At 39.7% G+C, this 24,039-nt stretch carries 28 protein-coding genes; 13 read left to right on the top strand and 15 right to left on the bottom strand.

Translation table 11 applies throughout. From position 1 onward, the window contains the following. Positions 1-83 precede the first annotated feature (83 nt). Positions 84-956 (top strand): hypothetical protein, encoded by an 873-nt coding sequence (locus HGJ18_RS08260; RefSeq protein WP_366792946.1) that lies wholly within the window; start codon positions 84-86, stop codon positions 954-956. Beyond that, positions 956-1,273, top strand: a complete 318-nt coding sequence (locus HGJ18_RS08255) for a hypothetical protein (protein WP_253695680.1) — start codon at positions 956-958, stop codon at positions 1,271-1,273. The genes HGJ18_RS08260 and HGJ18_RS08255 overlap by 1 nt, the downstream gene beginning before the upstream one ends. Positions 1,274-1,295: 22 nt before the next feature. Here the strand turns inward: HGJ18_RS08255 and cbiT are convergent, their stop codons facing one another. The 14 genes from cbiT to HGJ18_RS08185 form a co-directional block, all read right to left on the bottom strand. Next, a complete protein-coding gene (gene cbiT, locus HGJ18_RS08250; RefSeq protein WP_253695678.1) occupies positions 1,296-1,859 on the bottom strand; it encodes a precorrin-6Y C5,15-methyltransferase (decarboxylating) subunit CbiT in 564 nt (187 codons plus the stop codon). After that, positions 1,846-2,445, bottom strand: a complete 600-nt coding sequence (gene cbiE / locus HGJ18_RS08245; RefSeq protein WP_253695677.1) for a precorrin-6y C5,15-methyltransferase (decarboxylating) subunit CbiE — start codon at positions 2,443-2,445, stop codon at positions 1,846-1,848. Before cbiE ends, cbiT begins: the two co-directional genes overlap by 14 nt. Before the next feature lie 9 nt (positions 2,446-2,454). After that, positions 2,455-3,060: a TlpA disulfide reductase family protein gene (locus HGJ18_RS08240; RefSeq protein ID WP_253695675.1), complete on the bottom strand. Its 606-nt coding sequence runs from the start codon at positions 3,058-3,060 to the stop codon at positions 2,455-2,457. Between the two features lie 90 nt (positions 3,061-3,150). After that, positions 3,151-4,050, bottom strand: a complete 900-nt coding sequence (locus tag HGJ18_RS08235; RefSeq protein ID WP_253695673.1) for a 4Fe-4S binding protein — start codon at positions 4,048-4,050, stop codon at positions 3,151-3,153. Further along, positions 4,043-4,180 carry a CD1871A family CXXC motif-containing protein gene (locus tag HGJ18_RS08230; protein ID WP_002674194.1) on the bottom strand — a complete coding sequence of 46 codons (138 nt, stop codon included), beginning with the start codon at positions 4,178-4,180 and terminating at the stop codon, positions 4,043-4,045. The genes HGJ18_RS08235 and HGJ18_RS08230 overlap by 8 nt, the downstream gene beginning before the upstream one ends. Beyond that, the gene (locus tag HGJ18_RS08225) at positions 4,181-5,278 is read right to left on the bottom strand and encodes a TlpA disulfide reductase family protein (protein WP_253695671.1); all 1,098 of its coding nucleotides are present in this window, start codon (positions 5,276-5,278) and stop codon (positions 4,181-4,183) included. Positions 5,279-5,378: 100 nt separating this feature from the next. Continuing rightward, positions 5,379-5,840, bottom strand: coding sequence for a YbaK/EbsC family protein (locus tag HGJ18_RS08220; RefSeq protein WP_253695669.1), 462 nt, complete (start codon positions 5,838-5,840; stop codon positions 5,379-5,381). Then, positions 5,841-6,824: a FecCD family ABC transporter permease gene (locus tag HGJ18_RS08215; protein WP_253695667.1), complete on the bottom strand. Its 984-nt coding sequence runs from the start codon at positions 6,822-6,824 to the stop codon at positions 5,841-5,843. 18 nt (positions 6,825-6,842) lie between these two features. Then, positions 6,843-7,772 carry an ABC transporter substrate-binding protein gene (locus HGJ18_RS08210; protein WP_253695665.1) on the bottom strand — a complete coding sequence of 310 codons (930 nt, stop codon included), beginning with the start codon at positions 7,770-7,772 and terminating at the stop codon, positions 6,843-6,845. A gap of 23 nt (positions 7,773-7,795) precedes the next feature. Beyond that, complete coding sequence (gene csrA / locus HGJ18_RS08205) at positions 7,796-8,023, bottom strand: carbon storage regulator CsrA (protein ID WP_002667708.1); 228 nt, start codon at positions 8,021-8,023, stop codon at positions 7,796-7,798. Further along, a complete protein-coding gene (locus HGJ18_RS08200; RefSeq protein WP_253695663.1) occupies positions 8,023-8,466 on the bottom strand; it encodes a flagellar assembly protein FliW in 444 nt (147 codons plus the stop codon). The genes csrA and HGJ18_RS08200 overlap by 1 nt, the downstream gene beginning before the upstream one ends. 18 nt (positions 8,467-8,484) lie before the next feature. Then, positions 8,485-9,732, bottom strand: a complete 1,248-nt coding sequence (locus tag HGJ18_RS08195; protein ID WP_253695662.1) for a flagellar hook-associated protein 3 — start codon at positions 9,730-9,732, stop codon at positions 8,485-8,487. A gap of 22 nt (positions 9,733-9,754) precedes the next feature. Then, the gene (gene flgK / locus HGJ18_RS08190) at positions 9,755-11,626 is read right to left on the bottom strand and encodes a flagellar hook-associated protein FlgK (protein ID WP_253695660.1); all 1,872 of its coding nucleotides are present in this window, start codon (positions 11,624-11,626) and stop codon (positions 9,755-9,757) included. A 12-nt stretch (positions 11,627-11,638) separates the two neighbouring features. Then, a complete protein-coding gene (locus HGJ18_RS08185; protein WP_253695658.1) occupies positions 11,639-12,130 on the bottom strand; it encodes a hypothetical protein in 492 nt (163 codons plus the stop codon). 121 nt (positions 12,131-12,251) lie between these two features. Between HGJ18_RS08185 and HGJ18_RS08180 the strand changes: the two genes are divergently transcribed. The 11 genes from HGJ18_RS08180 to HGJ18_RS08130 all read left to right on the top strand — a co-directional run bounded on the left by HGJ18_RS08180 (position 12,252) and on the right by HGJ18_RS08130 (position 21,361). After that, positions 12,252-12,863 carry a cell envelope integrity TolA family protein gene (locus tag HGJ18_RS08180; RefSeq protein WP_253695657.1) on the top strand — a complete coding sequence of 204 codons (612 nt, stop codon included), beginning with the start codon at positions 12,252-12,254 and terminating at the stop codon, positions 12,861-12,863. A gap of 112 nt (positions 12,864-12,975) precedes the next feature. After that, complete coding sequence (locus HGJ18_RS08175; RefSeq protein WP_253695655.1) at positions 12,976-13,680, top strand: HEAT repeat domain-containing protein; 705 nt, start codon at positions 12,976-12,978, stop codon at positions 13,678-13,680. Positions 13,681-13,695: 15 nt separating this feature from the next. After that, positions 13,696-14,307: a Maf family protein gene (locus tag HGJ18_RS08170; RefSeq protein WP_253695653.1), complete on the top strand. Its 612-nt coding sequence runs from the start codon at positions 13,696-13,698 to the stop codon at positions 14,305-14,307. A gap of 230 nt (positions 14,308-14,537) precedes the next feature. Further along, complete coding sequence (gene rpsB / locus HGJ18_RS08165) at positions 14,538-15,413, top strand: 30S ribosomal protein S2 (RefSeq protein ID WP_253695651.1); 876 nt, start codon at positions 14,538-14,540, stop codon at positions 15,411-15,413. Between the two features lie 11 nt (positions 15,414-15,424). Next, positions 15,425-16,267 carry a translation elongation factor Ts gene (tsf, locus tag HGJ18_RS08160; RefSeq protein ID WP_253695649.1) on the top strand — a complete coding sequence of 281 codons (843 nt, stop codon included), beginning with the start codon at positions 15,425-15,427 and terminating at the stop codon, positions 16,265-16,267. 83 nt (positions 16,268-16,350) lie between these two features. Then, entirely contained in the window at positions 16,351-16,908 is a 558-nt protein-coding gene (gene frr, locus HGJ18_RS08155) for a ribosome recycling factor (RefSeq protein ID WP_253683644.1), read from the top strand. Next, positions 16,909-17,592: a di-trans,poly-cis-decaprenylcistransferase gene (locus HGJ18_RS08150; protein ID WP_253695647.1), complete on the top strand. Its 684-nt coding sequence runs from the start codon at positions 16,909-16,911 to the stop codon at positions 17,590-17,592. 21 nt (positions 17,593-17,613) lie between these two features. Next, entirely contained in the window at positions 17,614-18,471 is an 858-nt protein-coding gene (locus HGJ18_RS08145) for a phosphatidate cytidylyltransferase (RefSeq protein ID WP_253695646.1), read from the top strand. Continuing rightward, a complete protein-coding gene (gene dxr / locus HGJ18_RS08140) occupies positions 18,471-19,616 on the top strand; it encodes a 1-deoxy-D-xylulose-5-phosphate reductoisomerase (RefSeq protein WP_253695644.1) in 1,146 nt (381 codons plus the stop codon). Before HGJ18_RS08145 ends, dxr begins: the two co-directional genes overlap by 1 nt. Before the next feature lie 19 nt (positions 19,617-19,635). After that, positions 19,636-20,988, top strand: a complete 1,353-nt coding sequence (gene rseP / locus HGJ18_RS08135; protein ID WP_253695642.1) for an RIP metalloprotease RseP — start codon at positions 19,636-19,638, stop codon at positions 20,986-20,988. Between the two features lie 10 nt (positions 20,989-20,998). Continuing rightward, positions 20,999-21,361, top strand: coding sequence for an FMN-binding protein (locus HGJ18_RS08130; protein ID WP_253695640.1), 363 nt, complete (start codon positions 20,999-21,001; stop codon positions 21,359-21,361). Positions 21,362-21,383: 22 nt separating this feature from the next. On the opposite strand, the gene leuS is transcribed toward HGJ18_RS08130, so the two are convergent. Then, positions 21,384-23,960, bottom strand: a complete 2,577-nt coding sequence (leuS, locus tag HGJ18_RS08125; protein WP_253695638.1) for a leucine--tRNA ligase — start codon at positions 23,958-23,960, stop codon at positions 21,384-21,386. Positions 23,961-24,039 lie beyond the last annotated feature (79 nt).

Genomic DNA, 24,039 nt, shown 5'->3' with positions numbered 1-24,039 from the left:
CCGAAAGTCATTTTTTATAGGGAAAATAGTAATGATTTTTTTTCTTCCATAGGCTCTTGTATAAAGGGCTTTTTTTTGCGAAAATGAACATGATGAATTTTTATGATGAAATAAGAAACCGATACGGGAATGTAAAAAGAGCACGGGGCTTTTATCTTTATACCGAAAAAAATGTAAGACTTTTGGATATGTACCTCGATGGAGGAATGTCGATTTTGGGTAGAAGAGAAAATCAGGCTCCATTGGTTTTTAAACAAAGTATAGATAGGGGCTTAAATGCCTTCCTGCCTTCTTCAGGCGATTACAGGCTTAAAAAAGCCTTAAATTCCCTTTTTCCGGAACATCCTCATTTTTACCTTCTTTCGGAATGGACCAAGGCACTTTCGTTTTTGGAAATAGAAGATAATAAAACCTGTCTTAACTCTTGTATTATGGAAAATGTTTGGAAGCCTTTTTTGCCCTCATCTGGAAATTTAAAGAAAAAAAAAGTCTTTTTTGTAAATCCCCCGTTTTGCACTTCAATAAAAATTGCGGTTTCTAAAGATGTTCTTCCTATTTTATCGTGTGCAGTTTCTGCGGCCGAAAAAGAAGTTTTAGCTAAGGCTTTTTTTGACTTGATAGGACTCATTAACCTGCGGGAACACGAGAATAGGCTTTCGGATGAAGAATTGATAAATTCGGCCCGAGGAAAAAAGAAAAAACAGCAGCTTGCAAAAAACATAAAATCTTATAAAAGGGTTGCGGAGTTATGCTCCCATTTTTGGAATATGGAAGGTCCTTATCTTTTCCCAAAATTGAATAAAGAAAAATATGAGGACTTTTTTAAGAATGCCCTAGACTCTCATATTCTTTTGTCTCCTTATTTTACTATTCCTTCGATATTGCCGAAAATAAGGGTATACACCGAGCTTGAGAATTTTCTTAAAACTCAAACACAAAACGTAAGGATTAAATAATGAATGATTTGATGAAATTTTTATCGGAAGGTTATCCTATTTTATTATTTACAAAATTGTTTTTAGGAGCGGTTGCCGTTTTTTTCGCAATTATAGTATGGAGCAAAACCAAGAGGCTTTCTATGATTCTTTTTGTGCTTGGTATGTTTTTAATGTATATTTCGATTTTAACCGATACGCTTACATATTTCGGTTTTATAAATACCAAATTTTTTACTATCGGAAGTCTTCCTTTGCTTTCCATAATTTTTGAAAATGCGCCGATAGTTTTTTTTATTGCGAGCTTTTGTGTGTTTTTACGCGAGAGAATTTTTTAATTCCGATTTGGTTTTTGAAAGTTTAGCTTTTATAAGCCCTTACAATGTAGATGGGATTTTCTCCCTTAAAAAGACCGGCCCTTCCCATTGATGCGGTTTGAATAAGATCGGCCTCAATTTCGGTATATCCGTATTTTGGGAGGAGTTCTAAAAATTCGTTTAAATTTTTTATAAGAATAAAATTAGCGCAAATTATCCCGCCTTTTTTTAAATGGCTTTCCAGATAATCAAAAATATTTTTTAACTCGCCGCCGCTTCCGCCTATAAAACACTTATCGAACTGTAAGTCCTTATATTCGCTGGAAAAAAGAGCTTCGGGTGCTTTCCCTAAAATAAGATTTATTTTAACTCCAAATTTTTCTGAGTTTTCTTTTATGAGTGCGTAAGCCGTTTTATCGAATTCAACTGTTGAAACTTCTGCTCCCTGCAAGGCCGCCTCAACCGAAACGGAACCCGTGCCTCCGCCGATATCCAAAAACTTATCTCCTTTTTCTATTTGAAGATGAGCGATAGACAGGCTTCGTATGTTGAATTTGGTCATCGGCACCTCGCCTCTGATAAATTCCGAATCTTTAATATTTTTCATTTTGAACCAATACCGTATTTAAAAAAGATTTTACTATAATTTTATCTCCTATGGTATATTCTTCAATCGATTCATCCGGATATGAAAGATTATAGCCTACAAAAAGCCTTCCTTTAAAGCCTTCTTCTTTTAGCCTTGCCGAAATTGTGCCGGGATTGTTTGTCTTATCGGTAAGAATAAAAAAGCTTTCTTTGCTGTGCATTTCCGTAAAATCCACCTCTCTTCCGTGAAAGGAATAGAAGGGCAGGGCTTGCCACTGTTTTTGAATTTTTGCCATAAAATATTGCATTGAAGATATGCCGGTTATTACTTTTTCTATTTTTATATTTTTATTTTTGATAAACTCGGTAATTCCGAAAAAACAGGGGTCGCCTGAGGCAAGAACTAAAACTTTTTTTGTTTCTATAGGAAGATCAAGAATTTCTGAAATTCCCTTTAGAGTTTTTACGTCATTTCTTATCGGCCTGACATCGGAAGCTATACGCTCAAAGCCTGCAACTATATCCGCATCTTTGATTGCACGTATAGCTTCTTGGGTTAAAAGTTCTATATTTCCGGGTCCTGCCCCGGCGACCGTTAAAGGCATAATTTATTTTTAGTTGACAGCTTTTAGGGCTTTATCAAAAAGTTTTTCAAAACCTTCCTTACTTAAACTTCCAAGGTGAAGGGTTCCGGGAATAAGTTGTCCTTTTTTATCTACCATAAAGCTTGTAGGAAAACCTGCAAGCTGCTCATACATGGGCAGAAAGCTGTCAACGGTTACAAGTGCCTTAAAGGTACATCCTGCATCCTTCCATATTTCTTTGGCCAAGGCCAGAGTTTCTGCATCGTCTTGAGGGAGGTCGGCCGTAATACCAATAACGTTTACTTTTTTATCGGCATAAGCTTTGTAAGCGGCTTCCAAATGAGGTAATTCGGTTTTGCATGGACCGCAAAATGTTCCCCAAATATTTACCAATGTAACATCGTAGTTTTCAAAAATGTCGCTGGTAACCGTATTCCCGTCAAGATCCTTTGTTGAAAATGTAAGGCGGTTTTTGCTAGCTTTTAAAATGTTTGATTCTGCTGCTGTTGCTGCAAGTTCTTTTGCGGTTAAAGGCTTTTCTGCCTCTTTATCTCCATGTGCTTCGGTTTTTGTGCATGAAGCAAATAAAATACCCGCAAAGATTGCGGTTAGTACATAAAAATGTAACTTCTTCATTTGTAAACTCCTATAGTTTAAAATAATTCTAAATTTCCCAGTCAATATACCTAGTACTTACAGAATAATCAAGGGTTTTGAGAAAATTTATTATTCTTTTTTTATGTTTAACTTCATATTTGTATTTTTTTCCGTAAAAAGAAAGCTGTGCTCGATAGCTTTTACGGGACAAGCCTTGATGCATTCTCCGCATCTTATACATTCAGGGCTGTTTGGGGTCTTATATGTCGGGATATCCAGCTTACAGGTTCTTTCGCATTTTCGGCATTTTATACACTTGCCGTTTATTTTTAAACGGTAGAGGCTTATAGGATTGAACATTCCTAAAAAGGCTCCGAGGGGACATAAATAGCGGCAAAAGGGCCTGTAAAAAATCATTGAAAGCATTGTGATGATTGCTAAAACCGTAAATTTTAGGCCGAATAAGGCTCCTAAGGAAGCCGTGAGAGCTTTGTTCATCGAGATAAGCGGAATTGCTCCGAATAGGATGCCTGACGGGCAGATATATTTACAAAAGTAAGGGTCGCTCATTCCGTATTTGTCCTGCAAGGCAAAGGGGAGAACAAATACAAAAAATACAAGGATAAAGTATTTTAGATATTTTAAAACCTTGTTTACTCTTTGCGGAACCTTAATTTTTTTTAAGGGAATCTTATCCAACAGGTCTTGGAAAAGTCCGAAAGGGCAAATATAGCCGCAAAAGAGTCTTCCTGCGGCTATTGCGAATAGCGACAATAGACCTACTACATAAAAAGCAAAGTTAAATTTGCTGCTCCCAATGGTTGCCTGTATCGAGCCGATAGGGCATCCGAATAAAGCTCCCGGGCATGAATAACAGTTTAAAACAGGCATACAGACTTTTTTCATAGGGCCCTTATAAATTTGCCCCTTTAAAAAGCCTATAAGGTTTCCGTCTATTGCCAACATTCCTAATGCTTGAATTGCATGGCGTTTTTTATTCAGTGTTTTTTGTTTGTTTTGTTTAGCCAATTCCTATACACTCCATACATATATTTACAGCCTTTTTGAGAACTACAGCAACTTCTCCGCGGTATATTCCTATAAGGGTAAAGCTTAATGCTAAAATAATAACAAGTATTGCCGCTATTTTCTTTTTCATTTATTTTCCTACAGCTTTTAAAGCTTTTTCCATGGCTTCGGTAAATTCTGCAAGATCGCGGCTTCCAATGATGATATCATTAACGGAAGACACTATAATATTTCCTTTTTTGTCTACAAATATAGTTGTAGGCCAAGCCGCAAGATTATCCAATATAGGCTTTAATGTGTCATTGTATTGAACCACAGTGTACTTGCATCCGGCTTTGGAAATTAATTCTTTGGCTGTTGGAAGAGCATCTTGTTCATCAGGGCTTACATCACCGGTAATACCGATTATGTTACAACCCTTGTCCTTAAAGGCTTCATATAGTTTTGCGATTTCAGGTAACTCGGCTCTGCATGGAGGACACCATGTTGCCCAGATATTTATCATTGTAACATCGTATTTTGCGAGGATATCACTTGTTATTTTGTTGCCTTCAAGGTCAACAGTGTTAAAGTTTAAGCCTTTTACATTTTTTATCATTGCCGCTTCAGCAGAAATAGGGTCGGTACACTGAATTGTCGGAATGATGGGGCGGACTTGAGAAATCATATCTTTATAAATTTCAGCAGCCTTTTCGCTTAAGCCTTCGGCATTAAAATCGGCGATAGCTAAAACTTGTGTGAATTCTTTTGTTTTTCTGATGACTTCGTTGTTGGGAAGCCCCGTCAGCTCGGCAAGTGTTTTTTTACCTATTAGAGGGGTGCGCAAAACAACGAGTTTATAAATAGGTTTAAGATAGGGATTCACTTCGTTGTTTATCTTTTCAATTTTTTGGTTTCGGCTTAACTCTTTGTCGCTTACAATTGCATCATATTTTTCATTTAACTCATCGGAAGCAAATTCATACAAATAAACTTTGTATACGACCTCATCGGTTTTTTTGTCTTCTTCGCCGACACTGCTGTCTGCATTAACATTCTCGACGTAGGTGTCAAAGAATGCGGGACGGTGCAGCTTAAATCCGATGGCTTTAAAATAACGCCATCCGGCTTCTCTTTCTTCTTTTGTCAGTTCTTCAATTTCCACCTTTTTAGAGCAGCTTACGAAAATTATCGATGTCATAAACAAAAAAACAACAGCTGTCATAAAAATTTTGTAAAATTTTTTCATGCAAATCCTCCTAATTAATTGAAATGCTTTTTCAGTATATAGGTTTAGTTATAACTCGTCAAGTGAAATGTTTTTTGTTTTGTTTTTGCAAGAAAAAAACTTATTTGCTCACGCTTACCCATGCTACGGCTTTTGATGCTTTTTCAAGTTCTTGAACATTCATGCGGACGGCCGTATTTTCGGTTCCCGCTGCAGGATAGACCCAATCCAAGGGCCTTATGGATTCGTCTATATAAACAGGAACTTGAGTCTTTAAACCGAAGGGGCAGACTCCGCCTGCAGGATGGCCGATAAAATTGAAAAGCTGTTCTTCATTCATCATTTTTGTTTTGCAATGAAAGGTCTTTCTGAATTTTGCATTGTCTATGCGGGCCGAGCCTGCAAGAAGGATGAGTATAGGATCTTCTTTTACCATAAAGGCTAGGGTTTTTACGATGAATTCGGGTTTACAGCCTACCGCCTCTGCTGCAAGTTCTACGGTTGCACTTGAGGTGTCGAATTCTATAATCCTGTCTTCCAGTGAAAATAAGCTTAAATGATCGCGTGCTTCTTTTAATCCCATTTATTTCCTCCTTAAAAGATAAACGAAAAAAGGGCCGCCGACCAAGGCCATCAGGGTGCCGACGGGTAATTCTATGGGGGCTGCTATTGTGCGTGCAAAGGTGTCGGCTATCAGTAAAAATATCCCTCCGTTTAATATTGAAAGGGGTAAAAGATATTTATAGTTGGGGCCGGTGATAAGCCTTACGATGTGGGGAATTACAAGGCCTACAAAACTTATGACTCCGACGAGGGAGGTGGAAATAGCTGCCAAAAAGGAGGCTGTGAGCGAAATTAGAATTCGGCTCCTTGTAATGTTTAAGCCTAAACTTCCTGCCTTTTCGTCTCCGAATAAGAGGAGATTGCTCGGACGGATAGCTGCAAGGGCGGCTGCAAGGCCTATGAGGGAGTAGGGCAAGATAAGCTTAACATCGTACATGCTGCGTCCCGAAAGGTTTCCGCTTAGCCAAAGCATGATGTTTTGAATCTTGTCGTTGTTTAAGATTGTGATAAGATAGCTTACTCCTGCAAAAAAAGCGTTTACTGCAACACCTGCCAAAATAAGGCGGACGGTTTTTACTCCGCCCTTCCAAGCAAAAAGGTAAACCAAGACTGCCGCACCCATTGCCCCTATAAATGCGAAGAGGGGGGCTGCCGTAACAAATTGCGGAAAAATCAAGAGGGCCAGTAAGAGGCCAAGCTTTGCTCCGCTTGAAATGCCTATTATTCCGGGGTCTGCCAATGGGTTTTGAATAACCGCTTGGAGAAGGGCACCTGAAGCTGCAAGGTTTGCTCCGACTATCAAAGCTAAAATAATTCTGGGAATTCTTATGTCCCAAATAATTATGGCAAAATCGGAATTTCCATGATAGAATATGATTTTTATAATCTCACTGAGGGGGATTTTTGTGCTTCCGAAATAGATTGCAGCCAGAACGGATAAGGCCAGAAGAATGCAAGAAATAAAGAGAAAGATGAGTATTTTTCTTCGGCGTTCTTCCAGCATTTTTTTACCCTTTAGAATTTAGTCTTCGGTTTCTCCGTAGATTATTTCTTTTAAATTATCGACAGCCTGCATTATTTTAATATTCCGTGAAACGGTGTATAAATTACTGTCAAGGTCGTAGATTTTATCTTCTTTTACGGCCCTTACCTTCTGCCAAATTTCATTTTTTGCGAACTCGGCCCTGAGGCTCTCGGCAGTGTCTTCGGAATTTGTGTGGGTAAGGCGTATGATGACATCGGGCTGATGTTTTACGATTTCTTCTATATTTATGGGAACGTATGATTTGTCGAAGTTTCCTATATCGTTTGCTATATTGTGAATTTTTAAAACTTCCATCAAGCTTCCTGTGTAACAGTTTTTTGTTCCCATCATCAATTTTTTTGGAGAACCTAAAAGCATCAAGACCTTGGGACTTTTTTTGCCGTAAATGGCGCGGCGTACTTCAAGGGTTTTTGCTTCAATTGTTTGAATAACATGTTCCGCCTCTTTTTGTTTTGAAGTCATTTCTCCCAGATGTCTGATAGTATTTAAACATGCCTCATAGGAATTTAAATCGACATATTCCGTTTTTATGTTTTGGTTTTGAAATATCTTATCCAATGTGGGTTTTGAGCCTAGGGAAGCCAAATAGATATCCGCATTCAGCCGTTTTACCGTTTCGATATCCGGCTGCAATGGCATTCCGATTTTTTCGGTTTTTGCATAAAGCTCAGGCATAGCGTGACGGCTTGAAGGCACGCCTGCAACATTTTTATAGCCGAGGTCATCTAAAATTTCGACTATGGACATAGTGCCTGCAATAACACGCGGCCCTGCCTCTGCCGTTGTCCGGTCAGGCAAGTCTTTTTTATCTTGTTTAAAAAAATTATTAATTTTTGAACAGCTTGCGGCGAATAAAGTTAAGGAAACAACTAATACGAAGTATATAAGAGTTTTTTTTGTTTTCATAGCAGAGTATTCTAATGTTATACCTATTTCTTTTTAATATGCAGTTCAGGTAGGTTAAGCTCGGTATCGCGGACTAAGGCTGCCCTGTTTTCGTTTTGAATTTCTTGGTAGATTTCTTCACGGAAAACCTTGACCGAAGGCGGTGCATCTACACCTATTTTTACCTGATCTCCCCGAATGTCGATTATGGTAATCTCTATATCATCTCCGATAAGTATTTTTTGGTTTGTTTTACGGGACAGTATGAGCATCAGTTCCTCCCCGCAGCATTCAGCTCTGCAAGAATGTCGTGTTTGGTATTCCATTTTCCGTCATTTAAGACAGCCTGAAAAGCCTTCTTATTCTTTTTGTTTATGATAAGAGGTCCCTGCAAATTTGCGGTAATCGGGCTTCCTGCAGGCGGAATGGTAACAAGGGCAAAAACCAATAGGTCTTTAGGAGATTCTGCCTCAATAGGCTTTAAGAGTTCATCATCTATATCCAGCTCATAATCGGGTCTGAACAAAAAGGGATCGATAACGATGAAGGCTAAATTTTCATCGTCAAGGGATTGAACCCAAAAGAAGGGCTCCTTTCCCGAATCCAATAAGGCGTATTTATGAAATTCTTCAAATCCGTAAAATCCGTCAACCAATTCTATTATCTGTTCATCTTGAATCTCAACAAGCCCCATAGCTTTTGTCTTAATTTCCATCGTAAATTCCATCCTATTTTATCTTAAGTAGTTTAAAAGCGAATCCCTGTAAAGTCTTCCCAATACGCTTAAAGAAGCTTGATGCGTATGTTCAAACATCTTTAGGTCGGTTATCGCCTTTGTAATATCCAAGTCGGCTTCGCGTGATTCTGCTGCCGTTACATTTAATGTTTGCGTATCAATTCGTGCCAAGATAACTTCGGCTCTTGAATACTTGGAACCTGTTTCGGCCATTCTTGTAGTAAGATTATGTATGCCCTCATCGAGGCTTCCCAAAACCTTTCCGCCCAAGGCTTCTTGATCTCCCGAAAGGAAGGCATCGCGGACGGCAATGGCTGCATCAAAAAGAGAGCCTCCCGAAACGCGTACCGAATTTGCCAAATTGTAGGGAGGCCGTTGTTCGGCCTTTATCAAGCCCAATTCGGATAAAACGGCGCTTCCTTCCGCATCTCTCAGCCAAAGCTGGCGGGCATCGGTAGTTGTAAGGTTTAAGCCGCTTGTTATCGGGTCAAGACTTGCTTTTACTGCGGCTCCAGAATCGTTTATCTTTGACATAATTGCATAAACATTGTCGCCTGCAATTAAGGGAATCTCAACCCCGTCAACCTCGATGCTTGTGTCTTCTTTTATGACAAAGTTTCGGGCATCGGTTTCTGAGATAAGAATTTGCCGCTCGGCCCAAAATACCCTGTTACCGGCCTGATCTGCCCTCATAAAAGAAAGCTCATCGGTTTCAACTTCCTTTGAATCGACTGTGCCGTTGTATCTTACCTGAGTTATAAGGGCGGAACCTGCTCCGTCCACATCTCCCATTACGGTTTCAAAGGGCTCGGTAAAACTTTTTGTTCCCGAAAAAACTCTGACACCGTCCGAGTTTACGGCATTTCCGTTTTGAACAAGTTCTTTTAAAAGTTCATCGGCCTCGGCTGCCATATCTTTTAAGTCGTCCGGCGTATAGGTTCCGTTTGCTCCCTGTACTGAAAGCTCTCTTAAACGCTGAACAACTTGGAGCGAATTATTCATATAGGTTTCGGCCGACATATATTGATCTCTCAAGGTTTTTGTGTTCTTTTCAAACCTTTCGAGGCGGGCAAGGTAGGATTTATATCTTACCGAGTGTCCTGCAGAAACGGGGTCATCTCTAAGCTGGTTTATCCTTCGTTGGGACTGAATCTGATTATTTAGATTATGAAGCCTCGACTCCTGATTCCTCATCGAAAAATTGCTGTCCGTGTGCTGAATATTCGTACTAATTCTTTTCATCATATTTTACTCCAAAACTTAAAAGCTAGACACCCATTCTGTTTATAACTGTGTCTATCATTTCGTTGATTACCGAAACAAATCTTGCAGAAGCGTTGTATCCGTGCTGAAATTTGATAATATCCGATAGTTCTTCGTCTATGTTTACGCCCGATACGGAATCTCTCATATCGTGTAATTCCTTTACAATGGCTATCTGTGTGTTTAAGGTCATTTCTGCCTGCTCGCCTTTTAGACCGATTTCGGTTACCGTATCGGCAAAAAAGTCGTCAAATGTGGCTGAGTGCCCTACCATTACGGGAGTATTTCTGATTGCAGCTATTGCAAGAGCGGCTCTGTTGTCTCCCGGATAGGCGACTCCTTCGGGGCCCTTATAGCCCGAAGCTATATTTTGTATATCGCTTTTGATTACGGGATTTATTTCCATCCAGCCTGAAGGATGGGCTATAGGAGAAACCGCATATTGGGCTCCTGCCAATACATCAACTGCATTTGCTCTTCCCCAATCATAGGCACCTTCCGGCCCGGCCTGAGAAAGCACACCGGAATAGCCTGCTAAAAATCTTCCCGAATCCTCGATATGACGGATAACAAAGTCAGGATTTTCTTTATCAAGGCTTGTCATACCTTTTAAAACAAGTTTATTGTTTTGGTCAAGGTAAGCAGCCACTTCGGAGCCTGATCTGTTAATCCTTTCTACAAGGTCTGAAACCATATCCGTCGAATAATAGGGTACCTGCACAATACCGTCCCCCGAAGAAAGGGTTAAAGTTCCTTCAAGTCCTATTTGTTCACGCGGATCCAGGGTGTTGGTGCCTATAATTCTGAAGATATAGGAAGAATCATATTCCCCGTCGCCGTTTCTGTCAAAATTACCGAGAGTATTGTTTATAAAATATTGTTCTTTAAAAAAATCGATGCCTGTTTTTCCGTTGGGACTCATAGCATTTCTGTGTACATCGTTTACCAAATCGACAAAGTTCATTGTCATTGTATCCAGTTTTCTGATTTCGTCCCGAATATCCGTATCCCTAAGCTCAATCAAAGCGGCCAGTTTTCCCGATTCAAAATGAGCTAAATTACCGGAATCCTCCCAGATAACATCTGCATATTTATCGTTTTCAGTTGAGGCCTTAAAATCAAAGGTTCGGTGTGTTCTTCCCTGTACTATTTCAAGACCGGCTGTATGAATGACATAAGTTTCGTCTTCATCTCTTTTATCTACGGAAATATCAATAAGAGAAGAAAGTTTTTCGGTTAAAAGGTCTCTTTTATCCATCAAGTCATTGGGATTATCCCCCATAGCCTTAACTTTAACTATTTCTTCATTTAGTTTGGCTATCCGGCCTGTTAAGTCGTTAATCTGCTTTACGGTTGCTTCTATGTCGCCGTGTACCATGTCTCTTATGCCCTGTAAACCGCGGAATTGATGATGAATGGCATCCGTTAAGGTTTCGCTTCGGGTGCGGACAACCTGACGGGCAGCATCCGACTCAGGGTAGAGCGACAATTCCTGCCAAGCCTCCCAAAATTGGTCCATTCGGGTTCGGACGGAAATGTCTTCGGGCTCATTGTGAACCTGTTCCAAAAGGGCTATATAAGAATTTCTTGTTTCCCAATAACCAAGGTCATCGGTAGCCCCTATAATTCTTTGATCTAAAAGTTCATCCCTTAATCGGGTAATAGAGCCTATGGTAACACCCTGTCCTATTTGCCCGGGAGTTTCGGCTCTGGTTAAATCGGGTCTGTAAAGAGGCTCAAAAGCATCGAGGTTTACCCTCTGCCTTGTATATCCCTTTGTCGAAGAATTCGAAATATTGTGACCTGCCGTTTGAATCGACTGTTGGTGAGCAAACAAACTCCTTTTTCCTAATTCTATTGCATCAAATGTCGCCATCTATATCCTCCTTTATAAGACCTCATTTAAAACGAGGCTTGTTATTTCCGTATTAACCCGTTTTCCTGCTGCCGTATAACATTTTCCGTTTCTTTCTTCCGAAATAATATCGACCACGCCCTTAACCAAGGCTTGAGCATGGGAAACATAATTTGAGAAGACGTCATTTTCAATCTTTGAATAAAAAACTTTTTCTTTTAGTTTTTCATATAAAGAATCGATCTTTTTTTTCTCAGATGAAGTAAATTGCTTTGTATGCATGTAAAAGTCAAATTCTTGAGAATCTTCATCATCAGCCTGCAAAAGTCCGTATAACCTCTTGTCCAAATCCGAAAATTTTACGGAAGCCTCATTTAAGGAACTCAAATTTTTTTCACTTTCCTGCCAATCTCTATCTAAAACGCCTTGGTACATAGCCTTTTGTAATTTATAGATATTATCGATTAAATCGATTTGTTCATGTAAAATGCTTTTTATGTCTGCTGCAACCGAATGTTTTTCCATAGCAATCTACTCCTCAGAACCAGTATCGGCATATAGAAAAAAAGCATTAGAGATTTTTTAATTTATGAAAGAGGTAAAATTTCAGTTGACGTAAGCCGAAAATAAATGTATTATAGATGGTATGAGAAAGACTTTTTATTTTTTAGGCTTATGCCTTGTTCTAATTTTAATAGGTTCATGTGCCTCCGCACCCGAAACAAAGCCCGTCCCTGCGGCTGAAGCTCAGGTAAATGAAGAAAAACCTCAGCAAGCTCAAAAACCCGCAGTTGTTGAAAAACCTGTAGAAGAGGCAAAACCTCAAGCTGAAGCCCCCAAATCGGCTGATGAAGAGGTTATAGCTCAATTTGAGGGCGTATCAATTACTAAAAAGGACAAAGAGATAGCAAAATCCGAAATTGAAGAGGTTGTAAAAAAACTAAACGAGATAACGGCAAAAAAGGACTATGGACGTTGGAGATACTGGCTTTCAAAAGATTATATAAAAGAATTTTCAAAGCCTGAAGTGTTAAAAAAAACCAGTGAAGGCCTTCCCTCAAATTTAAAGGGAAAGCAGTTAAAAAGCATCGAAGATTATTTTTACTATGTTTTTGTACCATCAAGGCAAAACGGAAGGGTAGATGATATTGCCTATTTAACACCTACTAAGGTTCAGGTTTTAATGATGACTTCTACTCAGAAGCTGATATTTTATAATCTTGAAAAAATTGATGACAGATGGCTTTTAGTACCTTAATAAGACCTAAAAATAGACCTAAAAGTAGAAAAAGCCGATTTTACTACTTGACTTTACAATGAAAATGATTGAAAATAGAGATATACGTACCAAACTAAGGGGGTAATTGGAAATGCGACGAAAGTCTTTAGTTTTTATAATGATGATATTGTTTTTGGGATCAGCCATGGTCTTTGCACAGGACCAGAGCTCCGATTCTATGATGACTGTCGAAGAGGCCTATCTTAATTCGATGGAAGGCATAATTCTTAGAGAGATGGTTCTTTCTGAAGGAAGAGATTCTAAATTTGTAGCCTTACAAGTAATCGAAGAAGCTATTGAAGGCGGAAGGGTAACTCCCGAATTACAGGAAGCTCTTGATTCTCTTGCGACTGTAGGTCTTACCTCGGTTGTACGTGAAAACGGAAGGCTTGCAAACAACTATCCTGATGTCAGAAGAGAAGCCTGCCGCCTTTTAGGAAAAGTTAAAAACGAGCAGGCAAAGAAGTCTCTTATGACGGTTATGTACACCGATAATGAGCCGATAGTAATAATGGAAGCCGTTAAATCCTTAGGTGAGTTAGGTTTTAACAATAATGATGAAGTTGTAGACATGATAAACTTTATCAATCGAAAATTCGACATTATCAATCCTACAAGCTCCTTAGCTCTTGAAGTTCTCAATGCTTATGAAAAATTAGCTCCCACCGTAAAAAATAAGAGAGGGATGACTGAAAGTATTATGAGAATTGCCAATAACTTTAACTACATAACTCCTGTTAGAAACAGAGCTCTGGAAGTTTTAAAATCAATAATGGCCGGACAAAATAAGAACTAAAATTTAACTAAAATAATGAAAGAGCTGATTTTAGCCTCTGCATCACCCAGACGAAAAGAGATACTCGATTCGCTGGGTGTTTTATTTTCCGTTGAAATTTCAAATTTTGATGAATCTTCAATAACCGAAAAGGATCCCGTAAAAAGGTGTATTTTAACTGCGCGGGGTAAGGCTGAAAGCCTTTTTAAGACCTTGCCGCAAAATGAGGTCTCTCAAAAGCTTATCTTGGCGGCAGATACCCTTGTTTTTGCCGAAAATACTGCCTTTCCAAACGAGAAAATAATCTTCGGCAAGCCTAAAAACGAAAAAGAAGCCGAGATGATGCTCAAAAGTCATTCCGGCTCGTTTCATTTTGTGGTGAGTGCAATCTGCCTGCTCGATTGTAAAACAGGCCAAATAAACGAAAAACACAGCGTTTCTAAAGTTTTCTTTAAAAAGCTTTCCGATAAAGAAATTTCCGCCTATCTAAAAACCGATGAATGGAAGGATGCTGCAGGGGCTTATAAAATTCAAGGTAAGGCTTCCTTTTTTATCGAAAAAATCGAAGGCTCATATACCGGCATAGTCGGTCTTCCGGTCAGGGAATTGTATGAAATCTTAAATAAAACCGAATTTAGGATTCTTTAAACGAAAAACCGCCGAATTTCAAGTTTTTAGATAAAACTCTTTTAGGTAAATCTTGTCAAGCACTATACAAAATCTTCAAAAAACTATATAATAGCCCCATGCCGTTTTTTACGGTAAATATCCGGGAGGATGTACAGCTCTAAGATCAGCCCCTAGGGGGGCTTGATGGGCTGTAGTCTGTTCCGAGAAATAGAGAAGGCAGGAGCTTTTTAGCTCCAAAGGAGAAACACATGGCAGTAGTAACCATGAAAAACTTACTTGAATCAGGCGTACATTTCGGCCATCAAGTAAAACGCTGGGATCCGAGAATGAAAAAATACATTTTTTCGGAAAGAAATGGAATTCATATCATCGATTTGCAAAAAACAATCGTTGCAATCCGTGAGGCCTATGAAGCTGTCCGCAAAACAACTTCTGAAGGAAAGTCGGTTTTGTTCGTAGGAACAAAAAAACAAGCCCAGCAGACAATTCAAAAAGAAGCTGAAAGATGCGGAATGTTCTATATTAACAACCGCTGGCTCGGCGGAATGCTCACAAACTTTTCAACAATCAAAAAGAGCTTGGCTCGTCTTAAGAAAATCGAAAAAATGGAAGTTGACGGAACATTCGATAACCTAACAAAAAAAGAAATCGCTTCCTTACAAAAAGAAAAATCAAAGCTCGAAAAAAACTTAGGCGGTATCAAAGAGATGAAGGACCTTCCCGGAATTCTCTTTATTATCGATACCCGAAAAGAAGAAATTGCTATCAGAGAAGCCCGCTCCTTAGGTATTCCCATCATCGCTGTCGTAGACACCAACTGTAACCCTGAGGGCATCGACTATCCTATTCCCGGAAACGATGATGCTATCAGAGCTATTTCGCTTTTTACGGGCGTAATCGCCAATGCCGTTATCGAAGCCGATAACGAGCACGGCCTTAAAATCATCGAAAACCTTCAAGAAGATGAAGAGTCCGGCGATTCAGGCGTTGATCCCTATCAGGATAGAGAAGAAGAAATTACCGATTATTCAAACTACACTCCCAAAGATGAAGCTTCCGGAGATGATGAGGATGAAGAAGATAATTCTCTCGTAAGCGATGAGGATTTATACGACGACAAATAAGGAGAAATTTTATGGATATTAAAGCATCTGATGTAAAAGAATTACGCGATAAAACCGGTGCAGGTATGATGGAGTGCAAAAAGGCCTTGCAGCACTGTAACGGAGACGCTAAAGAGGCTGAAAAATACTTAAAAGAAAAAGGTTTGGCCGCTGTCGAAAAGCGTGCTGACAGAGTAACCAGCGAAGGTATCATCGTTATTAAAAGCGATCACAAAAAAGCCGTTATGCTCGAAATGACTTGCGAGACGGACTTTGTTGCAAAAAATGCGGACTTTATCGCTGTCGGAGAAGACATTGCAAAAACAGCCTTTGATAAGGACATTTCTGAAGTTACACCCGAGCTCAATGATAAGCTCTTGGATTTAGCTACCCGTGTACGAGAGAACATGAACCTTACACGCTTAATCAACGTAAAGGCCGGTGCAGACGAGTACCTTTCACGCTATATTCACTCCGACAAAAAAACCGGTGTTATTATAGTTTTAAAGTCGGATAAGCCTGAAATCTTTGAAAAGACTGAGGTACAGGAATTTGCTTATGACTGCTGTTTACATGCAGCCGCCTTTATGCCTCTCTATGTTAAAAAAGAAGATGTAGATGCATCTTATATCAAAGAGCAAGAAGAAATCTTTAGAGGCCAGGTTGCCGAGTTGAATAAGCCGGATAACGTAAAAGAAGGAATTGTTAAGGGAAAAATTTCAAAGCACTTATCCGAAATCTGCTTCCTTGAGCAGGCCTTTGTTAAAGATGATAAATTTTCCGTTTCAAAGAAAATGGCTGAGGTCGGCAAAGACGCCGGCGGCTCTTTGAACTTGTCAAAATTGGTTATTTTTCAATTAGGACTTGGAATGTAAATTAAGACCTTTTAATGCTGCGGGGTTTGTCCTTGCAGCATTAATTCTTATGTGTTAAAATAAAATGTAATCGGAGGCAAATTATGATAGAGGAAGTTAAAAAAAATTGTGAAGAAAAAATGAAAAAAGCGGTTGCTGCATTAAAAGAAGAATTCAATATGCTGAGAACCGGACGGGCATCTTCTGCTCTTTTTGATAAGATAAGAGTAAATTGCTATGGCGAGTCCACTCCTCTTAACCAACTTGCAAATATTTCTATTCCCGAAGCAAGGCTTGTAGTAATTCAGCCCTGGGATAAGGGTTTATTGGTCGAAATCGAAAAGGCTGTTTTACAGGCAGACCTTTCGGTTAATCCTACAAATGACGGAAAGGTTATCCGTATTGCAATTCCGCCGTTGACCGAAGATCGCAGAAAGGACCTTGCAAAAAAGGCAAAGACCATTGCCGAAAATTCAAGAGTTTCAGTGCGTAATATCAGACGTGACGGAATTGATGAGGCAAAAAAATTACAAAAGGACGGAAAGATAAGCGAAGATCAGTTAAAGACGGCTGAGGACGCTTTCCAAAAATCCACCGATGCTTACATTGCCGAAATAAACAAGGTACTTGAAGCAAAAGAAAAAGAAATAATGGAAAACTAAATGTCCGATGAGCTAAAACATATCGCCATTGTCATGGACGGCAATGGCAGATGGGCAAAAAAGAGAGGCCTTCCCCGTTCTATGGGACATAAGGAAGGGCTTAATACGGTAAAAAGGATAACAAAGGCCGTATCCGATTTAGGAATTCCTTATATAACGCTTTATATATTTTCTACCGAAAACTGGAAAAGAACCGAAGCGGAGGTGGGCTTTTTAATGGGGCTTATTAAACAGCATTTAAAAGCCGAGCTTAAATTTTATGCCGATAACAATATACGCATTGAGCACATAGGCAATTTAAGCGGATTACCTCAAGACATTCAAGATGAAATTAATTCTGTAAGGGATAAAACTTCCTCTTATACGGGAACTTCAATTGTGCTTGGTATAAATTACGGAGCACATGATGAAATCTTACGAGCTATAAAGAAACTGAATTCCGATGAGCTCGCTTCGATAAATGAAGAATCGTTTTCTTTAAAATTGGACACGGGGAAAATTCCGCCTGTAGACCTGCTTATCAGGACAGGAGGAGAAAAACGTTTGAGTAATTTTTTGCTTTGGCAAAGTGCCTATGCGGAACTTTATTTTACGGATACCTTGTGGCCCGATTGGACTGTAGAAAATTTATATGAAGCAATAGAAGATTATAAAAAAAGAAACAGGCGTTACGGAAATGCCTAATGTAATAAAGGGAGAAATAAAATGAAAATTAAAAAACTGATTGAAAGGCTTATTATATTTTTTGTAGGAGCACCTTTAGTTTTAGCTTCAATTTATTTTTTACCTCATTATAATTTTTTGGTTTATCATATCGAATTGTTTATTGCAGCCCTTATTGCAAATTATGAGATCTACAATATTTTGTCCCAAAGGTCTCCTGCCTATCCTAAAAAGATTCTTGCTTTTTTCGGTACAATTTTAGTTCTGTCATCATACCTGATAGGCTTACATGCCGTACCGTTTCAATATATCTTCATTGTGTTCGGCTGTGTAACAGTCGGAATGATGTTTATGGAAGTTCTATTTTCATTCTCGGGAAATTTTACCAACAGCATTGCCCGTCTCACGACCGGAGTGTTTATGCTGATTTATCCTTGGGGATTGACGGTTTTTTTATCTGCAATTGCGAGCCTTCCAAATGCAGGCGCCCTTATCATCATGTTTTTCCTTATGACATTCGGCTGTGATTCCTTTGCATGGCTTTTCGGTATGCTGCTCGGAAAAAACAACAGAGGTTTTATTAAGGCAAGCCCCAAAAAAAGTATTGTAGGTTTTATAGGCGGTTTTATAGGTTCCATCACAGCTGCCGTTGCTTCATTTTATTTTTTTAATAAACAATTTAACGGAAAATTAAGAGAGCTTATAATCATAGCTCTTTTTACAGCCCTCTTTGCCATAATCGGAGATATAATAGAATCTATCTTGAAGCGTTCTGCAGACGTAAAGGATTCGGGGAAGGTAATTTTAGGACGCGGCGGAATTCTTGACAGTATTGACTCCTTGCTTATAGCAGCTCCCGTATTTTATACCCTTTGTATGTTCTTATTAGGCGGCTTTTAATGGGGAAAAAAAGGGTTATCGTTCTTGGTGCCGGAGGCTCAATCGGAAAAAACAGTCTGGAAATAATAAGGAGATTTTCCGATAGGTTTGTTCTTGCAGGTTTTTCGGTTCATTCGAATTCTGGTTTTGCAAAAACTCTTCTAGCCGAATTTGCTGATGCACAATTTGTTTCTACAAAAAAAAAGGATTCTAATTTAAAACACGAGATAGATGCGGAAGCTGTTAGACGACTGATTGAAAAATCAAAGGCCGACATTGTTATAAACGGTATAGCGGGTTCGGCAGGTTTAAGGGCCTCGGTAGAAGTTATAAAAAGCGGCTTGGATTTGGCTCTTGCCAATAAAGAAACTATAGTAGAAGCAGGGGAGCTGATTTTTCAAGATGCCGAAAAGTCGGGCAGTACAATAATTCCCGTCGATTCGGAGCACGCTGCAATTTTTCAGCTTATAAATGCCCACAAAAAAGAAAATATCGAAAAGATTATAATTACCGCCTCAGGCGGCCCCTTTTTAAATACGCCGAGAGAAAAGCTTAGCACAATTAAGCTTGAAGATGCTTTAAAGCATCCGACATGGAAGATGGGCGGAAAGATTACGATAGATTCGGCTTCTCTTGCAAATAAGGCCTTGGAAGTGATTGAGGCCGTAAAGCTCTTTTCTTTTCCTCCGGAAAAAATCGAAGTTACGGTTCATCCTCAAAGTATAATCCATTCGATGGTACAGTGTAAAAACGGAGAGATATTTGCTCAAGCTTCTCCTCCCGATATGAAAAATCCTATTTTAAATGCTTTAAGTTTTCCGAAGGTGCCTGAAAGCTTTTTAAAGCCCTTGGATTTTTCTCAAATTATAAAGTTTGAATTTATGCCTCCCAGAACCGATGATTTTCCCATGCTGTCTTTGGGTTTTGAAGCGGCTAAAAAAGGCGGAGCCTATCCTATAGCCTTTAATGTTGCAAATGAAGAAGCCGTTGATGCTTTTATCAAAGGAAAAATAGGCTTTACGGATTTAGCCGATATTACGCAGGAAGTTCTAAATTCAGATTGGACTATGAAACCTTCTTCTTACGAAGAAGTTTATGACTATGAAAACAGGGCAAGAGCGATAGCTTTGGCTAGGATACTTGACAGAGCAAACGGCTTGCAATAAAAGTAAAACGGAATAATTTATGGTTAAGATTTTAATAGGTTTGATTATATTGAGTATCATGGTCTTTATCCATGAGCTTGGACATTTTATTGCCGCAAAACTCTGCGGTGTTGTGGTCGAAAGTTTTTCGATAGGCTGGGGCCCTGTTCTTTTTAAAAAAAAGAAGGGAGATACTGAATATAGAATTTCTGCAATTCCCATGGGAGGTTATTGCGGCATGAAGGGTGAAAAGGCCTTTCAGCAAGCTATTGAAGAAAACCTTGCTGCAATCCCGAAAAAGGAAGGAGAGCTTTACGGAGTACATCCTTTTAAGCGGATTATAATTGCCTTTGCCGGTCCCTTTGCAAACTATATAAGTGCTGTTCTTGCTCTTGCTATTGTAAGTGCTATAGGTTCAAGCTATTACACAAGCTCGAATAAGATAGCTCCCGTTTACTATTATAACGAAGCCGACGATTCTCCCGCCCGCGAGGCGGATTTAAGGATGGGGGATGTAATTTTAAGCATTAACGGCGAAAAAACCGAAACCTTTGCCGATATCGTGCGCCTCATTGTGCCTGAAGCAAAGGAAGAAGTTACGCTGGAAATAGAAAGAGAAGGACAAATCCTCACAAAAAAACTTAGGCCCAAGCTCGATCCAAAAACCGGTGCAGGCATAATAGGTTTTTATTCTTTTATTCCTCTTGAAATTAACGGTGTAAAGCCTTCTTCATCTGCCGAACTTGCAGGGCTTAAAAAAGGCGATCTTATTACGGAAGTAAACGGAATTGAAGTTGCCAATACGGTAGACTTAAACCGTGCCCTAGACGGTATAAGCGGCAAGACTGCCGAATTAGGCATTTTAAGGGACGGAAATAAGATTACAAAAACCGTGAGTCTTATCAGAACCGAAAACGGAATAGACCTTGGGCTAAATATTAAAAACATCAAGGTAGAGATTCCAGGAACAGGCTTTTTTAAAAGCATAGTGAACGGTTTTGTCTTAACTCACAAGGCCTTTGTTTTGACATTTAAAAGTTTAGGCCTTTTGTTTAAGGGAGTTGATTTTAGGCAAGCTGTTTCGGGCCCCGTACGCATTACCCACATGTTGGGCGATGTTGCCGCCCAAGGTTTTAAGGCCGGCTTTTTAATCGGCCTTTCGGATATCTTAAACTTTGTAAGCATAATTTCTATTTCTCTTTTTATAATGAATTTGCTGCCGATTCCGATTTTGGACGGAGGCTTAATTCTTTTTGCTTTTATTGAATTTATTTTTAGAAGGCAAATTCATCCGAAGGTGCTGTACTATGTTCAGTTTATCGGCATAGCCTTTATCGGCGTAGTTTTTATATTCGCCCTCTGGGGAGACATAGGATATTTTTTAGGAAGGTAAGTTTTTTAATATGAAAAAGATTTTCTTTGTGCTTATAATTTTTGCTTTGAGTATTTTTTTATTTTCTTGTAATGTAAAAAATGATGAAAAGATTGTTTCGGGTGTTTTTGAAGGAAAGGCCGAAAGCTTGATGGGAAATATAAGCGTAAGGGTTGTGATAGAAAAAAGCAAAATTAAAAATATAGATATCTTAGAGTATGCCGATACGCCCGGCTACAGCGATACCGTTTTTGAATACCTGCCTAAGAGGGTTATCGAGAAGAATTCTACAGATGTGGACCTTGTGGCCGGTGCTACCTTAACGAGTAAGGCTTTTTTAGAGGCGGTAAATGACGCCTTAAAAAAAGCCGGTCTCTATGTCGAAAAAGAATAAGCCTTGTTAATTAGGGGTTCCCTTACTGTACTACAATATTTACAAGCTTATCGGGCACTGTAATTATCTTTTTAATTTCCTTGCCTTCAATGTTGCGGATGGCTCCCTCATTCGATAAAGCTAGGCGTTCCAGTTCCTCTTTAGAGGTTCCAGCTTCTGCCTCAAACTTACCTCGGAGTTTTCCGTTTACCTGTACTACCACCGTGCAGGTTTGGTCAACGCAGAATTTTTCGACAAACATCGGCCAGTGAGAATAGGCTATCGATTCATCATTACCCATCTTTTGCCAAAGTTCTTCGGCCAAGTGAGGAGCGTAGGGGTTTAAAAGTTTTACAAAATTATACCAAACATAGTGGGGTATTTTTTTGTGCTTTGAAACCTCATTTATAAAAATCATCATCTGGCTTATGGCAGTGTTAAAGTTAAGAGAGGCTGTGTCCTCGGTTACCTTTTTTATGGTCTTATTTAAAAGAACTGTCAATGTCTTGGTTTCAGGGGTTGAGGTATCGTTGACGGGAGTTTTATATATTTCCCTGTCGGACAGATTCCAGATTTTTTCCAAAAACCTAAATACGCCCATGATGCCGCTTGTGTTCCAAGGTTTTGAAACCTCTAAGGGGCCTAAGAACATTTCGTAGAGGCGCAGGGTGTCTGCCCCGTATTCTTTTATGATGTCGTCGGGATTGATAACATTCTTTAAGCTCTTGGACATCTTGGCTATTACCTGCTCAAGTTTTTCTCCGGTTTCGATGTCTTCAAATTCGGTTTCCGATATTTTTTTAACCTTATCGACAGGAACAAGGCTTTTGTTTTTTCTCATATAGGCAAAGGAGGTTATCATTCCCTGATTTATAAGCCGTGTAAAGGGCTCTTTTGTAGAAACCAATCCCAGATCATACAAGACCTTGTGCCAAAACCTTGCATACAATAGATGGAGAACTGCATGTTCTGTTCCTCCGACATAGAGGTCTACAGGCATCCAGTAATCGCATTTTTCTTTGTCGGCAAAGGTTTCGTTGTTATGAGGATCTATAAAGCGGAGATAGTACCAGCAAGAACCTGCCCATTGAGGCATCGTATTGGTTTCCCGTTTTGCTTCCTTTCCGCATTTGGGACATTTTGTATTTACCCAAGAGCCGATAGCCGCCAAGGGGCTTTCGCCTGTACCTGTGGGAGCATAGCTTTCTACTTGGGGCAGGGTTAGGGGGAGGTCATGTTCGTTCAGGGGAACTATGCCGCAAGAGGGGCAGTGTACCAATGGTATGGGCTCTCCCCAATAGCGTTGACGGCTGAAAATCCAGTCACGGAGTTTGTAGTTTACGGCTCTTTTTGCAAGGCCTAAGTTTTCAAGATATTCCGTGATCTTTGTCTTTGCTTCTTCCGTTTTTAGACCGTCAAACTGTTTTGAGTTTACCGAATAGCCGTCCTCGGTTGTACAAGCCTTAGGCTCCTCCGAAAAGTCTCTTTTTCCGCTTTCCCATTCTTCCGCACCAGCTACAACCTTTATTTTGGGCAGATTGAATTGGGCAGCAAACTCAAAGTCTCTTTCATCATGGGCGGGGACTGCCATAATTGCTCCCGTGCCGTAGGAGATTAAAATATAGTCCGAAATCCAGACGGGGATTTTTTGTTCCGTCAATGGATTGATTGCATAGGCTCCGGTAAAAACACCGGTCTTGTTTTTTGCGAGGTCCGTTCTTTCGAGGTCGCTTTTTTTTGCGGCCTCTTCGACATAAGCGGCAACGGCTTTTTCTTGGTTACTTGTAGTTATGCTTTTTACGAGCTCGTGTTCCGGGGCCAAGACCATGTAGGTAGCTCCGAAGATAGTGTCGGGGCGGGTTGTATAAACCTTGATTTTTTGTCCAGTTTCTTTTCCGTCCTTATCGGCGAGGGCAAAGTCAACCTCGGCCCCCGTACTCTTGCCTATCCAGTTTTTTTGCATGATTTTGATGGATTCGGGCCAGTCAAGTTCATCCAAGTCTTCCAAGAGGCGTTCGGCATATTCGGTTATCTTTAAAATCCACTGTCTCAAATTTTTGCGTTGAATTTGAGCACCGCATCTTTCGCATTTTCCGTCCTTTACTTCTTCATTGGCAAGGCCTGTTAAGCAGGAAGGGCACCAGTTGATGGGAGCTTCTTTTTCGTAGGCCAATCCCTTTTTAAATAATTGGAGGAATATCCACTGGGTCCACTTATAATAGGATTCTTCGCTTGTAGAGATTTCCCTATCCCAGTCATAGCTTAAGCCGATGGACTTTATCTGCTTTCTAAATGTTTCCATATTTTTTCGGGTAGTGATAAGAGGATGAACTCCCGTTTTTATGGCATAGTTTTCTGCAGGCAGTCCGAAAGAATCAAAGCCCATCGGGTGGAGTACATTGTATCCGCTCATGCGTAAAAACCGGCTGTAAATATCCGTTGCTGTATAGCCTTCAGGGTGCCCTACATGGAGCCCGTCTCCCGAAGGATAGGGAAACATATCCAAAATATAGAGTCTCTTATCCTTAGGATAATTTTTATCTTCAACTGTTTTAAAGGTTTTGTTTTCTTCCCAATACTTTTGCCATTTGGGTTCTATCGTGCTAAAAGGATAAGCCATATTTTACTCCAAGAAAATTGATGAATCTATCAAAATTGACGGAAGATATTTTATAGTAAAGGGGAGAAAAATGCAAGTG

This window comes from Treponema denticola (assembly GCF_024181405.1).
Taxonomy (GTDB): Bacteria; Spirochaetota; Spirochaetia; order Treponematales; family Treponemataceae; genus Treponema_B; species Treponema_B denticola_D.
The sequence above is the reverse complement of the archived record's forward strand: the minus strand, read 5'-3'. Positions and strand labels throughout refer to the sequence as shown.